The 16,744-nt window shown below is 62.9% G+C and carries 10 protein-coding genes; all 10 read left to right on the forward strand.

All coding sequences use genetic code 11. The features are described from left to right. Nucleotides 1-6 precede the first annotated feature (6 nt). The 10 genes from C9F12_RS14645 (at nucleotide 7) to C9F12_RS14690 (ending at nucleotide 16,671) form a co-directional block, all read left to right on the forward strand. On the forward strand, nucleotides 7-1,632 hold the full coding sequence (locus C9F12_RS14645) for a hypothetical protein (protein WP_108449360.1): 1,626 nt from the start codon (nucleotides 7-9) through the stop codon (nucleotides 1,630-1,632). 22 nt (nucleotides 1,633-1,654) lie between these two features. After that, entirely contained in the window at nucleotides 1,655-3,313 is a 1,659-nt protein-coding gene (locus tag C9F12_RS14650; RefSeq protein WP_108449361.1) for a hypothetical protein, read from the forward strand. After that, on the forward strand, nucleotides 3,310-3,717 hold the full coding sequence (locus C9F12_RS14655; RefSeq protein ID WP_108449362.1) for a hypothetical protein: 408 nt from the start codon (nucleotides 3,310-3,312) through the stop codon (nucleotides 3,715-3,717). The genes C9F12_RS14650 and C9F12_RS14655 overlap by 4 nt, the downstream gene beginning before the upstream one ends. After that, on the forward strand, nucleotides 3,710-4,057 hold the full coding sequence (locus tag C9F12_RS14660) for a hypothetical protein (protein WP_108449363.1): 348 nt from the start codon (nucleotides 3,710-3,712) through the stop codon (nucleotides 4,055-4,057). Before C9F12_RS14655 ends, C9F12_RS14660 begins: the two co-directional genes overlap by 8 nt. A gap of 45 nt (nucleotides 4,058-4,102) precedes the next feature. Next, nucleotides 4,103-4,585 (forward strand): hypothetical protein, encoded by a 483-nt coding sequence (locus C9F12_RS14665; RefSeq protein WP_108449364.1) that lies wholly within the window; start codon nucleotides 4,103-4,105, stop codon nucleotides 4,583-4,585. Continuing rightward, a complete protein-coding gene (locus C9F12_RS14670) occupies nucleotides 4,582-5,217 on the forward strand; it encodes a hypothetical protein (RefSeq protein WP_108449365.1) in 636 nt (211 codons plus the stop codon). Before C9F12_RS14665 ends, C9F12_RS14670 begins: the two co-directional genes overlap by 4 nt. Nucleotides 5,218-5,231: 14 nt before the next feature. Next, nucleotides 5,232-5,714, forward strand: a complete 483-nt coding sequence (locus C9F12_RS14675; protein ID WP_108449366.1) for a hypothetical protein — start codon at nucleotides 5,232-5,234, stop codon at nucleotides 5,712-5,714. Nucleotides 5,715-5,748: 34 nt separating this feature from the next. Then, nucleotides 5,749-5,988 (forward strand): bacteriocin, encoded by a 240-nt coding sequence (locus C9F12_RS14680; RefSeq protein WP_108449367.1) that lies wholly within the window; start codon nucleotides 5,749-5,751, stop codon nucleotides 5,986-5,988. 67 nt (nucleotides 5,989-6,055) lie between these two features. Then, a complete protein-coding gene (locus C9F12_RS14685; RefSeq protein WP_162816493.1) occupies nucleotides 6,056-7,225 on the forward strand; it encodes a hypothetical protein in 1,170 nt (389 codons plus the stop codon). Nucleotides 7,226-7,242: 17 nt separating this feature from the next. Beyond that, nucleotides 7,243-16,671: an LPD38 domain-containing protein gene (locus C9F12_RS14690; RefSeq protein ID WP_108449369.1), complete on the forward strand. Its 9,429-nt coding sequence runs from the start codon at nucleotides 7,243-7,245 to the stop codon at nucleotides 16,669-16,671. Nucleotides 16,672-16,744 lie beyond the last annotated feature (73 nt).

Genomic DNA, 16,744 nt, shown 5'->3' on the forward strand with positions numbered 1-16,744 from the left:
TCAGCTGTGAAGCTCACTCACTCTGCGTTTCGCGGCGAAGTGCCGCTCCTGGACGGCCGGCTCCTCCCGGAGAACAACGGCCAGGTCTCCCGCAACACCTTCCTCCGGCGCGGCCGTCTCAGCGCAGAGAAAGGGCTTGGGCAAGTCTCTGGCCTTCCTCCGGTGTCGCAGCCCTCGACGCTCTACCGATACCCGAACGGCAACGGTGGCGACGGCTTCTGGTTCGTGTGGGGGAATGGCAAGGACGTCGACATCGAGCGATCGCCGCTGGCAGACGACAGCTGGAACCGGGTCTACTGGACCGGTGACGGCGCCCCCAAGATGGGTGGCATCGATCTGGTGACCAGCGGGCAGGAGCCCTACCCCAGCACCAGCTATCGCATGGGCGTCCCGGCGCCTACCGGCACGCCTATCGCCACGCCGCAGTCTGGCCGCCCTTCTGTTGGCGACTACCCGGCCACCGCGCTCGAGACCGCCTACGTGGTGACCCTGATCACGAACTACGGCGAGGAGAGCGCGCCCAGTCCTGCGAGCAACACCGAGCTGCGCTGGGACCAGGTGGACGGAGCGCCTGCTGGCGGCGGCATCGTGCTCGCGCTGCCGGGGCTTCCCAGCGGAGCACAGAACATCGTCACCAAGCGGATCTATCGGATCGAGTCCGGCGGCTCGTTCCAGTTCGTGGACGACGTCTCCGCCTCGACCAGCACCTACACCGACACCATCGCCAGCGACCAGCTCGGCCTGGTGATCCCGTCTGTCGAGTGGGACCGTCCTGACGACCGCATGCGTGGGCTGACGGCGCTCCCTGGCGGCATCTTCGCCGGCTTCTTCGAGAACACGCTGTGCTTCTCCGAGGCCTACCTGCCGCACGCCTGGCCGGTGGGCTACCAGCTCGGCCTCAGCAGCGACATCGTGGCGCTCTCCAGTACTGCCGCCGGCCTGGTCGTGGGGACCAACGGAAAACCGATCCTGGTGACGGGCTCCTCCCCTGCCGCCATGGCGCCGATGGAGCTCGACGTCGATCAGCCCTGCCTCTCCAAGCGATCGATGGTCGACATGGGCGACTATGCCATCTATGCCGGCAACGACGGCCTGGTGGCGGTGGGTGGCTCTGACGCCCGGGTGATCACTCTGGACTCGATGACACGCGACCAGTGGCGTGCCCTGGGCCCGGAAACCATCCACGCCTACCGCTACGAGGAGCGCTATGTCGCCTTCTACGATGGCGGCTGCTTCGTGTTCACGCCTGGCCAGGGATTCGAGTTCTTCGACATCGAGGCCGATGCCGGCTACTACGACATCGCTGGCGACACGCTCTACGTCACCCAAGGCAACGACGTGAAAGCTTGGGGCCAGGGATCCCCGATGACCTACACCTGGCGCTCGAGGATCCACGAGGTGCCGCCTGGCGCCGGGTCGTTTTCCTGCGCCAAGGTGATCGCCTATGACTACCCGGTAACCCTGCGCCTCTACGCTGACGGCGAGCTTGCCGCTGACATCCAGGTGGATGACGCGGGCCTCTTCCGCCTTCCCCCTGGGTATACTCTCTCCCGCGACTGGGAGGTGGAGCTCGAGGGCAGCGTCGACGTTGCTTCCGTCCAGGTGGCCACCACCCCGTCAGAGATCGTTTAGACCGGCTCACCGTGAGGTGCCCATGACCACCAATCGTCGCAAGACGTTGCCGCCGGTATCCCCCAAGGTGCCGAGCGAGCTCAGGCCCCTGATCTCGGCCATGACAGAGATCATCGAGACTGGCGAGGGGGTGCGCGGCAACCCCCTTGACCAGAAGCTCACCTATCGCGACCTGATCGACAGTGGCCTGGCCGCGCTGCGCAACGGTGCTCGCCCGGGGCAGCCTGGCAGCCTGATCCCCGGCGACAACATCCCGGTGCCGGACATGGCCGTGCCGCCGGCGCCTACCGGCTTCCACGCGGTGGGTGGCTTCTACGGCATGGTGACGCTGACCTGGGACAATCCCGGAGACGCCTACGGCAACCACGCCTATACGAATATCTACCGGAGCGTCGACGATAATTTCGCCAACGCTGAGCTGGTCGGCCGTGACTCGGGCATGCTCTACAGCGACATCGTCCGCAACGACGTGCTGGTAGGCATGCCGGTTGGTTACTACTACTGGATCACCTTCACCTCCACCGCTGGCGTCGAGGGCCCGCCCAACGATGGCGGCGGCACCTATGCAGCGCCGTTGATCGATGTCCAGGTGCTGCTGGAGACCCTGGCGGAGAACCTGGCCGATGAGCCGTCTGACATCGGCAGCCCTGACGAGACGCTGATCCTCCACGCCAACCGGTTCGCGGTTCGCTTCGGTGCCAACGAGGAGGAGTGGGTCTACCCGCTGGTGGTGGCCACCGTCAACGGCGAGCCGACCGTGGTGCTGGATACCGCCATCATCCGCGATGGCTCGATCCAGGAGGGGCAGCTGGGCCAGATCACGATCGGAAAGATCGATAAGAACGACGGCACGCCGATCACCGCCGTCTCCGGCCTGATTCGCGCCGACGCGATCGACGCCGATAACCTGAGCGTGGCCGAGGCGGCGACGTTCTACGGCATCGCGCAGTCGAACAACTACGTGCCAGGGCAGTCAGGGTGGATTCTGCATCCGAACGGTTACGCGGAGTTCGGAGGCGGAGTCGACATCGACTACAGCGTTATCGGTGGGTCAAAGCCGCCCTCTGACGCTGACAAGACCTCCTCAAACACTGCCTACGACACTGCAAGGGTGGCAGGAACAACGGCATCAACAGTTCGCGACCGTGCAAACAACGGCAACGCGGCGAACACTCGCGTAAACCAGTGGACCCGGCCGGGCTCGACGCTGATCTGGGGCAACCAGATATCCACGGCAGACGCCTACGTCGATACGCTGCAGATCAAGGGCAATGCCGTCATCATTCCGGTGTCGGTGGTCAGCACCGGCCTGACCGTCCACAGCAGCATCCCGGACAAGCGCTGGTACACCATGATCAGCGGCAGTATCAACTCCGAGGGGCAGCCGGTCATCGTGACGTTCTCGGCTGGCCTGGTGATCGGCGCTTACATGGATCACCCCTCTTCGGTGGACATCCGCGTGCTGGTCGGCGGCTCTCAATATCTCTATTACCCCGAGGCGGCAGAGGCCAACGCCAGGACGCCCTTTTCGACCACGTTCAAGCTGGGCGGGGCAAGCGGATCCCGGTCCATCTCGGTGCAGATCCGAGCCAATAACCCGGCAGAGGATGGCTTCGGCACGCCCCGATCCCAGATCGGACACCGCAACCGCAGCCTGACCATGATGGGTACATTGAGATGAGCCACGACACTTACGACTATGCGGTCTACGACGAGGTCACCGGTCGGATTGATCGAGTTATCAACTGCCCTACCGATCAGGTAGGCCTTCAGGTTGGCGACGGCGAGGCAGCCGTCTTGTGCTTTGAGGTCGGCGTGGTGGCTGACGACACCCACTACGTTGATGTCGAGAGCGCGCAGATCCTCCCCCGCCGGGCACTGGAGCCGAATGTCCAGGTGGCCAACATGGAGATGACCATCACCAACATCCCGGCGGGATCGGTGGTCAATGCCCACGGCACAGAACTGGTCGCAGACGATGATGGCGTGGTGTTCGACACCGAGCTGCCCAGCTATGGCTTCGTCATCATCGATGCCGGCGCCGAATATCAGACCTGGATCGAGGAGGTCGCGATCGATGAATAGGGCCACCATCCGCAAGTTCCCCGACATTGAGCGCGCGCGAGAGCACTACCTGGCGGAGGTGGATCGTGTCGCCGCCCAGGGAGGTGTCGAGCCTACTGTGCGCGCCAGGCGAGAACAGAAGTACCAGGAGGCTCTGGCCGGAGGCGGCCCCTTCCTTCACGCCGAGGCGGAGGCTCTCGGGGTGCCGCTGCAGCAGGTCATCGACGCTGTCCTGGATGCCCGTCGAGAAGCAGATCAGGCGGAGGCTCAGGCTGAGGCCGCCCGAATCGCGGCGAAGTCGGAAATACGCAAGGCGGGCACTGTGCGCGAGATGCAGCGGGCCCTGTCAGGGCTGAAGTAGCCATCTGCTACAATGGTCGGCAATTCGCCCACCGTGAGGTGCGCCATGCCACGCCCCGACGAACATCAGTTCCTGCGCTATGTCCTCCGCGAGGACACGGCGGCTATTGCTGCCTTCAAGACCATATCCCGGGTATCCCAGACACTGGACGATCTGATCGACAAGGATCGCCCGGTGTCCGATGGCGACGTGATCTCGGCGTTCTGGATGATCATTGTCGAGCTCCCCGCCAACCCCTTTTATCGTGCCAACGAGATATACCTGCGCCCGCTTCTGGCCAGCGCGCTGTCTGACTGGCGCGTCAGTGTCGCCCTGGAGCGTGATGGCGATGCTCACGGCCGCCACCTCGCATTCGTCCTGCGCGACCAGCTTGCCGGCGTGCTGTGCCAGATGGCCTATCTCGTGGGCGGAGAGCAATGGATGAACCAGGTGGCGGTCGAGATCCGCCGCCATGTCCACGAGGACACCCTGTCCGAGTACATCACGGATCTTGACTCTTCCTACGCATTGAATGGAGACCGCGCATGAGCACTGGTGCCGATGGCGGCAATGACATTGAAGATACCCCCGAGCAGCGGCAGCTGGCGGCGGTGGCTGCCGAGAAGTGGAATTTCGCGCAGCAAGAACTGGCGCCGCTCGAGGACGCCTACATGGAAAGCGTGGGCGAGCTCACCAGCCCTGGCTCGATGAGCTACATTGCTGGCCGCGCCATGCAGGGTCAGCAGCAGGCGGAGAGCGGGCTCAATCAGCAGGCGACGGACACTCTGACACGCGCCGGCATCGACCCGAGCAGTGGCCGCTTCCAGGCCGAGGCGCACGGCCTGGCGCTCGATTCTGCCAGCACCGGCGGAGAGACCCTGGGTCGCGCTCAGTTCTCCCAGGAGAGCGAGCAGATCAAGGGCTACCAGAACATCATCGCCATGGGTCAGGGCGAAGCCACTCAGGCGCAGAACGGCCTGGCAGGCCTTGCCGATCAGGCGGCCGCTGACGCGCGCAACGAGTCGGTGAACGAGTTCAACCGCCGAAGTGCCAACCTGCAACTTCTCGGCCAGGCGGCGGGGGCTGCGACCTCCTACGGCATGAACGCCAACAGCGCCCCCACCGGCGGCACAGCAACGCCCGGCTACGAGCCTGGCGTGGGCCTCGATCTCTACGGATAACCAGGAGCTAGCCAATGGCTGTCGACTTCACGACCAGACTGGCGTCGGTGTCTGTGCCGGACAGTGAAACCTCGCAGATCACCGTCAGCCCTACCCAGGCCTTCCGAGGCGACCAGGGTGCGTCCGAACTACTGGGCCAGATCAACCGCGCCCAGTGGGACGACTGGCGCAACCGCTTCGCTCCCTACATCTCCGCGCTGGCGGACATCGCCGACGACCCTCAGGCCGCTGGCCAGGCCGCCGAGAACGCACAGAACGCCATGGGCCTCGCCTACGACGTGGCCGAGCAGTCCGAAGAACAGCGCCGCCAGGCGTATGGCGTCGATCAGACGGCCGCGCAGAAGGCCGCCAACGATCGCATGTCGAATCTGGCGCGCGTGGCGGATACCGTCACCGCCGGCAACCAGGCCCGCATCTCCGCGCAGGATCGCCAGAGCGCCATCCTGGCCGGCGGCCTGGGCCTGTCCAACGTACCCGATCAGGTGCTGAACAACTGATCCCCGATAACGACTCACCGGGAGGTGACTCACCATGTCATACGGACTACTCGGCCTTCGAGGCCAGCTTGAGGGCGAGGCCATGCAAGGCCTTCAAGACATCTCCAATCAGCAGCGCCAGGCTGCTGCCCTCGAGGATCAGCAAGAGCAAGCCAAGAAGACGCAGACGATGAGCGCTACCGCCACCGGCGCTGCCGTAGGCGCAACCTATGGCGGCCCCTGGGGCGCGCTGATCGGTGCCGGCGTCGGCTACCTCTCCGGCGAACTGATGTAAGGAGGCTGTCATGGCAGGACTTGATACACGCGGCTTCAGTGACGGCTTCCTTCGCGGCTTCGAAGTGATGGACCGCCACCAGGCTCGCAAGGACCAGCAGCAGCGCGCGGACCAGCAGGACCGTCGTGCCGAAGAGCGATTCCAGTGGCAGAAGGATCAGGCTGAGGCAGCCGGCAAAGAGCGCGAAGAGGCCAAGGATCTGCAGACCATCCAGTTCACGCTGGGCAAGATCGCCCAGGGCATGGACGTGTCTGAGGACGAGCTAGCCGTCCTGCAAAAATACCCGAGGTTTCATGCAGCCTTTGACCCCGCAAGCGACGCGGCACTGGCCCAGGCGCAGGCGGTGATGGATCCGAGCAACCCGGCGAGCCTGAGCCAGCCCGAAAGCATCGAGGCGCTCAACCAGCTTTTCGCTGCCGACATCAATAAGGGTGGTGGCGGTCGGAAGCGCATCGTGGCCGCTATCCCTGGTCCTGATGGTGAGAGCCTGAACTTCGAGCTCGAGGTGGTGGGCGAGGATGGCCAGGCCTACCGGGCGCCGATGACCCAGGGTCGCGAGCCTGGTGGCGATGACGACATCGTCATGAACGTGCCAGTCGGCCGGCTGATTGAGGCCACCCAGGGGATTGGCGCTCTGCGCAAGGCCTTCTCCACGCCCCAAGCCCAGGAGCAAGCGAGCAGGCTTCTACAGGTGCTGCGCGGCGAACCGAGCGAATCCTGGGAGCAGGTCGAAGGGCCGGACGGATCCGTCTTCCAGCGCAACACCAGGACCGGCGAGATGCGCAGCCTGTTGGGCCGCCGCCCTCGCAGTAGCGGCTCGTCCTACTACAGCCGCCCCACTGCCACCCAGAAAGACATCGACTACCTGGTTGCCAATGGCATCGCCCCTGACAAGGCGACTGCCTGGGAGATGCTCAAGAATCGCAGCGGCGATGGCTATGAGCGCGGCCAGGACGAGATCCAGTACATCGAGGGGCGCCTTGAAGAGATAAGCGACACCCTTGGGGATCGTGTGGCGCTCTCGCAGATGTCCGACGAAGATCGCCAGGCACTTGAGGCGGAGCGGAAACAGCTGCGCGCGCGGCGGGATAATGTCGCCTCTACACTGCTTGGCAGCTCATCCAGTTCAGCGCAACAGGGATCACCCCAGCCCACCGGGCCCGGCCAGGAAAGCCCACAGGCCGCCAGCGAGGAATCGCCAGCCACGGCAGACGATATCCTTAGCAAGTTCCTCTGATCAAAAAGGAGCCGCGTGTGAACGCCGCTAGCCAAAACGCCTCCCCCAAATGGTCTGATATCGCCGCAGACGAATCCTTCCAGCAGGCAACCCCCGAGGTTCGCCAGCAGGTAAGAGATCAGTTCTTCTCGAAGGTGGTCGAGCCGGCGACGCCTGAGGCGCTACGCGGCGAGGTCCGCGAGAAGTTCTATTCCCAGACCGCTGGCGATATCGGCGGCCAAGGTGGGCTCGCCATGCCCGAGGAGCAACGCCCTGCCGAGCCCCAACATCAGGGTCAGCCGCAGCGGCCACAGGGCGGCCAGCAGCGGCCGTCCGGCCTCGCTATGCCCAACGCCTCAGAGGAGGAGAGAAACGCTGCCTGGGAGGCTGCCTGGAAGGCTGAGGGGGTGCAGAACCCGCAGCAGGACACCGGCGTCAACATCGATGTATCCAAGGCGAACGCTGACAGCAACCTGCTTACCGACGCCGGGAACCTTCTGGCGATTGGCGCAGACAAGATGGCGCTCAACTTCCGAGAGGCAACGCGCCAGGTGCTTGGCGAGAACGTGGTCAATGCACTAGACCGCGTTGACGAGTTCTTAAACGGTAAGCCGAGCGAGGATCTTCTCTCCGACCGCATTGAGGACAACGAGAGCCAGATCACCGATGCCACCCGGGCTGCCCAGCAGAAGGAGTTCATCACCGAGGACGAGGACGGCAACTACCAGCTCGGCCCGGCCTGGAAGGATCCGCGCACCTACTTCGCGGGCATCACCGAATCCCTGCCTGAGATGGCGGCGACCATGGCGCCGTCCACCCTGCTGGCCAAGGCTGCCTATGGCTACCGTCTCGCCCGAGGGGCTACCCGTGCCCAGGCGGCGGCCTCTGCGGCAAGGACGGCCACCGCTGCCGGCGCGCTATCGGAGGGCGCCCTGGGCGGTGCTGCTGCGTCGCGTGATGTGCAGGAAGCCATCGAGTCGATGCCGGACGAGATGCTTCGCGAATCCGATGCCATTCAGATGCTGATGCTCGAGGGCAAGACCTTCGACGAAGCGAAAAAGACGATCACTGAGGATCTCCAGAGCCAGACCTTCATGGTGGCCGGCGCGATCACCGGCGCCTTTGGTGGCGCTGGCGACCGGTTTCTGGCCAAGCTGCTCACTGAGGGCGGCTCCGGCAGGGTTGCCGCCATGCTTCGAGGTGGGGTCGCCGAGGGTTTGCTTGAAGAGGCTCCGCAGGAAGGTGGACAGCAGATCGCCAAGAACCGCGCGCTCGGCGTTGTGGATGACTCAGTCGGCACCTTCGACGACGTGCCCAATGCCATGGCAGGCGGCGCCGCGATCGGTGGCGTCATGGGTGGCGGGCTTGGTCTCGCAGGGGGTGGTCGCCCAGCCCTGCCTCAAGACGAGGCGCCTGGGGCTACCCCTCAAGCTGAGGCCGCGCCAGAATCCGCGCCCGACGTCGCTGATGCCGACGTCGTCGATCGTGTCACCAGCGACCTGGATCTTCTGCGGTCGAACCGTCGCGACCTGGACGACGACGGCCGCGAGCGGCGGGACAGCCTGATCGATGGCGACGCATACAAGGAGCTCCGCACGCGCGCTGAAGAGCTCGGCATGGACGAAGCGGTGATTGAGCTCGAGCAGGCCCGCCGTGTTGCTGGCGAGGCCTTCGAGCAGGAGACGCTGGCCGCTCAGTCCGGCAGCCAAGAATCGATGGAGGCAGCCCGGTCCCTGTCCAGCCAGGCGGCAGATCGCCTGCAGTCTGCGCTGGACATGATGCGTGGCGGACCCCAGGCCCAGACCGAGGCTCAGGCGGAAACCCAAGCAGACCCACAGGCAGAGCCGGAGGCCTCCCAGGCCGAAGCCCCGGAGGTTAAGCCGACCGTCAATCGCGCCCAGTCCGATATCGGCAACCGGCTCCAGATCGCCCAGGACGGGCTGGCCGACCTGGGTCGTGCCGCTCGACGCTCTGGCTACCAGGCAGAGACTCGCACCCGCGCTGCTGACCAGCTGCTGCGCCGCGCGCGCCAGGCATTCGAGGCTGGGCGCACGGACGAAGCAGAGCGCCTGCTTGGCCAGGCTGATCGCCAGACAAGCAATCTGCGTCGCGACATGGGTCGCTCTGGCACCACCGAGAGCCCTGCCCGCGCCACTGGCGAGTATGAAACCGACCGCCCTGTCGGGCTCCTTGGTATGGACGGGCGTCGCCTAAACGCCCCCGAGGATGTCATCTACGCCGAAGGGCCGGCCGTCGACCGCACCGAATACGAGGCTCCCGCCAGGAAGGTTCGCCGCGACGAAGAGCTCCAGCGCCAGGCAGCGGCGCGGCGCCAGGCTGACCAGGATCTCCAGGCTCGGGCGCAATCCGATCAGCCCCTGCTGGGTGACGCCGGCATCGTTTACGGCGAAGGCCCCACCCAGCGTCGCGGCAACGCCAACACTGGCCTGGACATGCCGTCCTCCAGCGATCCTCGCTACGTCCAGGATCAGCTCGACCGTGCCGCTCAGGAGACCGACGTCAATCCGACGCCGGCGCAGGCCGAGGCTGGCAACTACCGCAAGGGTCGCGTGAACTTCAACGGCGTCGACATTGCCATCGAGAACCCGCGTGGTTCCACTCGGCGCGGCAAAGACGCGGACGGCACAGCCTGGGAATCTACCCTGGCGCACCACTATGGCGACATCAAGGGCACCAAGGGCGCTGATGGTGACAACATCGATGTCTTCATCGGCGAGAACCTGGACAGTCCGAAGGTCTACGTCGTCGACCAGGTCGACCGAGACGGCAACTTCGACGAGCACAAAGTGATGATGGGCTTCCGCGACGAAGCCGAGGCCCGTCGAGGCTACCAGGGCAACTACCCCAAGGACTGGAACGGCATTGGCGCCGTCACTGAGCTCACGCCGCAGCAGTTCAAGGAGTGGATCCGCGACGCCGACACCACCCTGCCAGTCGGCGAGGTGGTTAATCGCGACAGCGCCGGCATGGGCACTCAGGCGAACACGGGTTCAGACCGCGCTGGCGACACCGAAGGCGCGCTCGATCAAAATGGAGAGGCAGGCGCTGCGGAGTCGGAGAGGACGCGAGGGCGAAGCGAAACCGTGTACCTGCCGGACAACACCCCGGTGAACACCCGCTTTCGCGTTATAGATGCCGCTGAGTTGCAACCGTCCAACTCGCCTGATGGTCGTGTAAACCCCAACTATCCCGCTGAACTGCAGCCCCGAGACCGAACCAATGCCAACAGCCAAGTCCAGGTGCGCAACATCGCCGCTCGCCTCAATCCTGAGCGGCTAAGCAGTAGTCGAGACGCCAGTACGGGTGCGCCAATTATTGGCCCTGACGGTGTTGTAGAGTCGGGCAATGGTCGCGTCATGGCGATTTCCTACGCGTATCAGCAGGGCAGCGAACGAGCCGATGCCTACCGCGACTTCATTCGCTTCGGTGCGCCGGAGTATGGCATCGACCCAACAGCCGTAGACAAGATGGCCCAGCCGGTATTGGTGCGCGAGCGTGTCAGCGATGTTGACCGGGCCGATTTCGCGCGCCGTGCCAACGAAAGCCAAGTGGCAGGAATGACAGCTTACGAGCAAGCACTGGCCGACGCTGACAGTCTCAACAACGGAGACTTACAGACGTGGGCACCGGATCAATCAGGCGATCCGCTTGCGGCTAGCAACCGCGACTTTCAGCGCGTGTTCGTGCAGAGGATGGGCAATAACGAAGCTGCGCGTTACACGACACGAAGTGGCCAGGCCAGTCCGGAGCTGGGAAGCCGAATGCAGCGTGCCGTCTTCGCCAAGGCTTTCAATGACGCCGATATGGTGGAAATGGTCACGGAGCAGAGCGACCAAATGCGCAACCTGGCTGCAGCGCTTCAGACTGCAGCTCCTGACCTGGCTATCGCTAGAGAGACTGGCAGCAAGGAGGCCGAAGATGCCATCAGCACCATTGTCGACGCAGTTCGCATTGTCCGCCAGGCTCGTCACGATGGTGTTAGTGTCATCGAGCTGACACGTCAGGGGGACGCATTCAGTGATCCGGTGCCAGAGACAACAGCGTTTCTGGCATCTGCCATACAGGCCAATCTGCGCAGTCGCCGAGCACTGTCCGAAGCGATGCGTCATACTGGACACGCAGTCCGTTCCCGTGCCGAGAATGAGCGCAACGTCGCCCTATTCGAGGACACCACTACCAACGAGGACGTCTTCAATGCCGCCTTCCAGAACGAAGATTCAGTTGCGCGCCCCGAAAAACGATCACCTCAAGGGGATGTTCCGTCAGGCGCTAAACGACGCCAACGAGGCGTTGCCGGAGGGAGACAAGCTGAAGCTGCCGCAGGGTCTGAAACAGACCAGCAAGAATCCGAAGTAGATGGTTCTCCCCTGCTCACCACCTACGACGAGCAAGATCTAGCCGACCGCGAGCAGGCTCAGCAACAGGCAGAGCAAGCCGATACCGATGCTCGCCGCCAGGAGCAGGAGCGTGCCCAGGCCGACCGCGACGTTGACGATTTCATCCTGTCCGGCAGCGATCTTCCCGCCGATCAGGCTGTATCCCGGGGCCAGAATCCTCTGTTTTCCTTTGCTGGTTCGCGCGCCAGTAATGCTGATCTTCATACTCTCGAGCGCGCACAGCGCATGCTTGAGAACGGCCAAGACTCTGAGGCCATACGCCAGGAGACCGGATGGTTTGAGGGCGTAGACGGCAAGTGGCGCTTTGAAATCGACGACAGTGATGCACGCTTCCTGCCCTTCGTAGATAAGTCAGCAGGAACCCAGTGGACTAAGTCACTGGAAGAGGTGGTCGATCACCCTCGGCTGTTTGCCGCCTATCCCACGCTGCGAGATGTAACCGTAGTGTCGGTCATAGGCATGGGGCGTAAGCGTGGTCGCTACGCACCGAAGCGCCGAGAGATCACGCTGAATGCTGAACTTGATCCGATGGAGCAATTCAGCACGCTACTCCACGAGGTCCAGCACGGCATCCAACATCTCGAGGGCTTTGCATCCGGTGGCAGTCCGGAGAGCTATCGACTACCACCCCGCCGGGAACAGTGGCTTCGCAACAAGATTCAAGAGCTGACCCACGAATCTGGTGACTTTGCTCGAGAGGTGTTGGAACAATACAAGGCCGGGGAACTCACTTCAGATCAGGTTCAGCAACGCATTCAGCAGCGCGCTGATGAGATTGGGCTCAACGAGCTCCGCAAGAAGCTCAGCGAAGGCAATGAGCGCGGCGCCTATCGCTATTACCAACGCCTCTACGGCGAGACTGAGGCGCGAAACGTGCAGGCTCGTCAGGGTATGTCGGAGATCGAGCGCAGAGACACTTCTCCTGCCGAGACCCAAGACGTGCCAGACAGCGAAGTTGTGGTGGTCTACAACGGTTTGGAAATGGCTGGCGCCCCGGGGCCCGCCAATGCGCGCGCCACGGCCGCCACTAATGGGCCCGCCATCACTCAAGCCAAAGACATCGCTGCAGCGCTTGAAGGCGTCAAAGAACTGTCTGACACCCGAGTGATCCAGGCGACGCAAGAACTGCCGCCGTCAGCCTTGGTCGGTATGGCGCTACGTGGCATCGACCCAGCTGATGTTCGCGGTATGTACATTGGTGGTGATTTATACGTCATCGCTGACAACGTCGGAAGCATAAAGGAAGGCGTGCAAACCGCCGTGCACGAGGCAGTCGGTCACAAGGGAATCCGCGCTGTACTCGGAGAAGAGCTCGCACCCTCTATGCTCTCGCTCTACCACTCCCTGCCAAAGAGTAGGCGTGGACGCGAGGCTCTGGAAGAAGTGAGTCGTGACTATCCTTTTCTCGATCCGGCGAAGCGTGAGGACCGCATCACCATCGGCGAAGAGATGGTGGCCCATCTACTGGAGAAAGGATACCGCCCCAAAGCGTGGCAACGTGCGGTTGCTAAGCTCCGCGAGCTACTGCGCCGTCTATTCCCCAGCATCGCCTGGACCTATGGTGACGTGTTGGCGCTGGGCGAAAAATCGCGAGACCATCTTCGCCGCCAACAGGCCGAACGTAATTTTGCGCAGGCTAAGCGCACGATCACGCGCTACAGCAAGCGGAAAACAGAAAACCCGCTTCTCACTCCCATCCGACATGAGGCTGAAACCTATCGCCGTGACCTGAACAAGGCGATGAGCAGCAAGCATTCTAAGGTGTCTCCGATTCGGATGGGGCGCACGCCGCCGGTACTGGCGAGCCTCGGGGCGCCTGACCTGCCCATATCGATCACTCGTGACGTTGTGAACAAGGCCACCAGCGCCAAGCATCATGTCTCGATGGAGACGATTCAGCGATTGCCAGAGCTGCTTCATGATCCGGTGGCGATCCTCGACTCTCGAACAAGTCAGGATGCTCTGGTGGTGCTGGTTAATGCCGTTGACGCAAAAGGCAAGGCGGTACTGGTGCCGATCCACCTCAGCAAACGTCAGCAATACATTCACGTCAACCGAGTCGCCAGTGTCTATGGCAAGGACGGTGCGCAACGATTCGTGGAGAGGGGTATCGAGGAAGGACGGGTGCGGTACGTCAATACAAGGAAAAGCCCCGAGTGGCTCCAGTCCTCCCGGCTCCAATTGCCAGGTGAGGGAGCTCCATCTCGAGGCTTTGACAAAAGCGTACTCACGCCAGATGACATTGTCAATCAGGCCCAGCGCTACGCCATGGCGCCGTCGCCCAGTCCTGTTGGCGCCTACAGCGACAACGATAGCACCAACTTCTCGCTGCCCGACGAAGCCCTGGTGGGTAAAGCGCTTCGTGTCCTGACCGACAAGATGCGCCCGCTGAACAAGCTCCAGGAGGCGATCACCAAGCATGGCGGTCGTGTCACCCAAGACAACGACGTCTACCTGGCTGAAGAGCTCTTCCACGGCAAGGCCGAACACGACCTTCGCCAGATCCGAGAGCGGTATGTTGAGCGCCTGGCGGAAGGGATGGCGCAGTCCGGAATCAGCCAGGAGGCGCTTGACGAGTACCTCTATGCCCGCCACGCGCCGGAGCGCAATGCTCGCATCGCTGAGCGCAACCCTGGTGATCCTCGCTACTCTGACGGCGGCTCAGGCATGAAGACGCAAGATGCCCTGGATATCCTAGATCGTATCAACAGTGGGCCCAAGCGCGACGAGTTCGAGCGCCTGGCAGGCATCGTCGACGACATGCTCCGCACGCAGCGCGAGGCGATCCGAGAGGGTGGCCTGGAGACGGATGAAACCCTCGACGCTTGGGAGGCAAGCTATCGCTACTACGTGCCGCTGAAGGGCTTCGCTGAAGATGACAAGGCTGACCCTGGTCGACCGCGCACTGGCCGCGGATTCGAGATCAAGGGCAAGGAGTCCAAGACCGCCCTGGGTCGCCTGTCACGCGCTGACTCACCGTCCACTCAGGCGATCGTCGATACCACCCAGGCAATCATCCGTCGGCGCAAGAATGAGGTTGGCAACGCCCTCCTCTCGCTGGTGACCGACAATCCGAATCCCGACCTGTGGCAGGTGTATACCAACGACAACCCCGACACCCAGCGCGTCCGCGTCACCGTGACAGATCCTGCCACTGGTCGTGACAAAGTCGAGGCGCGAGAGCGTCCGATCGCTATGGAGGGTGACGAGCGCTACTTCAAGACCAAGAAGGCGGGCCGCACGTTCTACATCAAGATCAAGGACGAGCGCCTGATGAACGCCATGCGCAACGTCGGCCCGGAGAAGAACGGGATGATCGTGAACGCCATGGGCGCCGTGACTCGACTGATGGCCAGCCTGGTCACCAGCTACAACCCTGAATTCATGCTGACGAACTTCGCTCGTGACGTGCAGACCGCCCTGCTCAATCTCCAGGCCGAGCAGAGCAAGGCAGACGGCAAGATCCGTGGCAAGCGCATTGTCCGTCAGACCATGCGCGATCTGCGCCCTGCCATGGCAGCGGCTTACCGTGGCCTCTCCAGCCGCCAGGGCAAGACCCCGAAGTCTCGCCAGTGGGACCGGTACTTCCAGGAGTTCATGGAGGACGGCGCCAAGACCGGGTACTTCGACATGAAGGACATCCAGGGTCAGGCCAAGGAGATCGCCTCCATGATGCGTCGTGCGCGCGGCGGCACCATTGGCTCGGCGCTAGTGTTCCGGAAGAAGACCGCCGACTTCGTCGAAAATATCAACGGCGCAGTGGAGAACGCGTCACGCCTGTCGGCATACGTCAATGCCCGACGCGCCGGTGTCAGCCGCAAGAAGGCGGCCAGCCTGGCGAAGAACATGACAGTAAACTTCAACCGCCGGGGCGAGCTCGGCTCAATGTTCAACGCCTTCTACATGTTCTTCAATGCCAGCGTCCAGGGTAGCCGAAACTTCGCTCGGACCATGGGCGGTCTGCGCGAAGTGGATGAGGACACCAGCCGCTCCAACGTCTGGGCCCGAATGAATACGGCGCAACGCACCGCCCTGGCGATGGCGGCCGGCTCGTTCTTGCTGGCGATGGTCAACCGCTCGCTCTCTGAGGAGGACGACGACGGTGAACTGTTCTGGGACAAGATCCCGGCTTACGAGAAGGAACGGAACCTGATCTTCATGACTGGCGACAAGGACTACGTGAAGATCCCGCTGCCCTACGGCTACAACGTCTTCTCGGTGCTGGGCACCCAGGCAGAGGCGACTCTTCGAGGCGACAAGCCGGCTATTCAATCTGGATTAGATACCGTCCTAGCCATCCTTGGCAGCTTCTCACCAATTGGGCTTGAGGGCTCCGAGGAGGCTACCAACGCCACGCTCAAGAACGTCACGCCGACCTTGTTCAGATCACTCGTGCAAATTGGGGTAAACGAGGACTTCGCCGGCCGCCCGGTCTACAAGGATAATCTGCCGTTCGGCACGCCGAAGCCGGATAGCGCCCTCGCTTTTCGGTCAAATCCTGAAGTCTATCAAAGCATTACTAAATTCTTGAATGAAGCATCTAATGGGAGTGAATATCGCAGCGGTGCTGTAGACATCAGCCCCGAAGTGCTGCAGCACATAGTCAACTTCTATGGTGGCGGCGCCTGGGGCTTCGCCGAGAAGACCGGCGACTTCGTTCATCGTCTGACCACTGGCGAGGACGTCGAGCGTTACCGCGTACCGTTCGCCGGCCGCTTTGCCAGCAACGTCAGCGAGTATGGCGACATCCAGAGCTTCTACGAACGCCGCGATGAGGTCGGCCAGTACGCCAAAGAGTTCGATAATCTTCCTCTGGACGAGGTCGAAGACTTTTACGTCGAGTATGGGCCGATGATCGAGTTGTTCGATCTGGCCAAGGACGTCGATGAGAACCTGAGCGCCCTGCGAGAAGTTCGCGATATCATCGAAGACGACAAGTCGCTGACTGCGGTAGAGCGCCAGGAGAAGCTGAAGGAGTTGGAAGAAGTGATGGACGCGGAGGTTGACTACTTCAACCTGGAGTATCGATTGGCGAAGGAAGCCATGTAGCGCTGGCCGGGGAGGCGCCACGGATGGCGCTCCACTCACACAAAACCTCTTTGGGAATATCAAAATCTATCGC

Origin of the sequence: Halomonas sp. BN3-1, from assembly GCF_003056325.1 — a bacterium.
In the GTDB taxonomy this organism is placed as follows: Bacteria; Pseudomonadota; Gammaproteobacteria; order Pseudomonadales; family Halomonadaceae; genus Halomonas; species Halomonas litopenaei.

Bases quoted from the DNA above. Each gene is read 5' to 3' on its own strand.
- C9F12_RS14670 (WP_108449365.1), top strand. From the start codon at position 4,582: ATGAGCACTGGTGCCGATGGCGGCAATGACATTGAAGATACCCCCGAG.
- C9F12_RS14680 (WP_108449367.1), top strand. From the start codon at position 5,749: ATGTCATACGGACTACTCGGCCTTCGAGGCCAGCTTGAGGGCGAGGCC.
- C9F12_RS14650 (WP_108449361.1), top strand. From the start codon at position 1,655: ATGACCACCAATCGTCGCAAGACGTTGCCGCCGGTATCCCCCAAGGTG.
- C9F12_RS14655 (WP_108449362.1), top strand. From the start codon at position 3,310: ATGAGCCACGACACTTACGACTATGCGGTCTACGACGAGGTCACCGGT.
- C9F12_RS14660 (WP_108449363.1), top strand. From the start codon at position 3,710: ATGAATAGGGCCACCATCCGCAAGTTCCCCGACATTGAGCGCGCGCGA.
- C9F12_RS14665 (WP_108449364.1), top strand. From the start codon at position 4,103: ATGCCACGCCCCGACGAACATCAGTTCCTGCGCTATGTCCTCCGCGAG.
- C9F12_RS14675 (WP_108449366.1), top strand. From the start codon at position 5,232: ATGGCTGTCGACTTCACGACCAGACTGGCGTCGGTGTCTGTGCCGGAC.
- C9F12_RS14685 (WP_162816493.1), top strand. From the start codon at position 6,056: ATGGACCGCCACCAGGCTCGCAAGGACCAGCAGCAGCGCGCGGACCAG.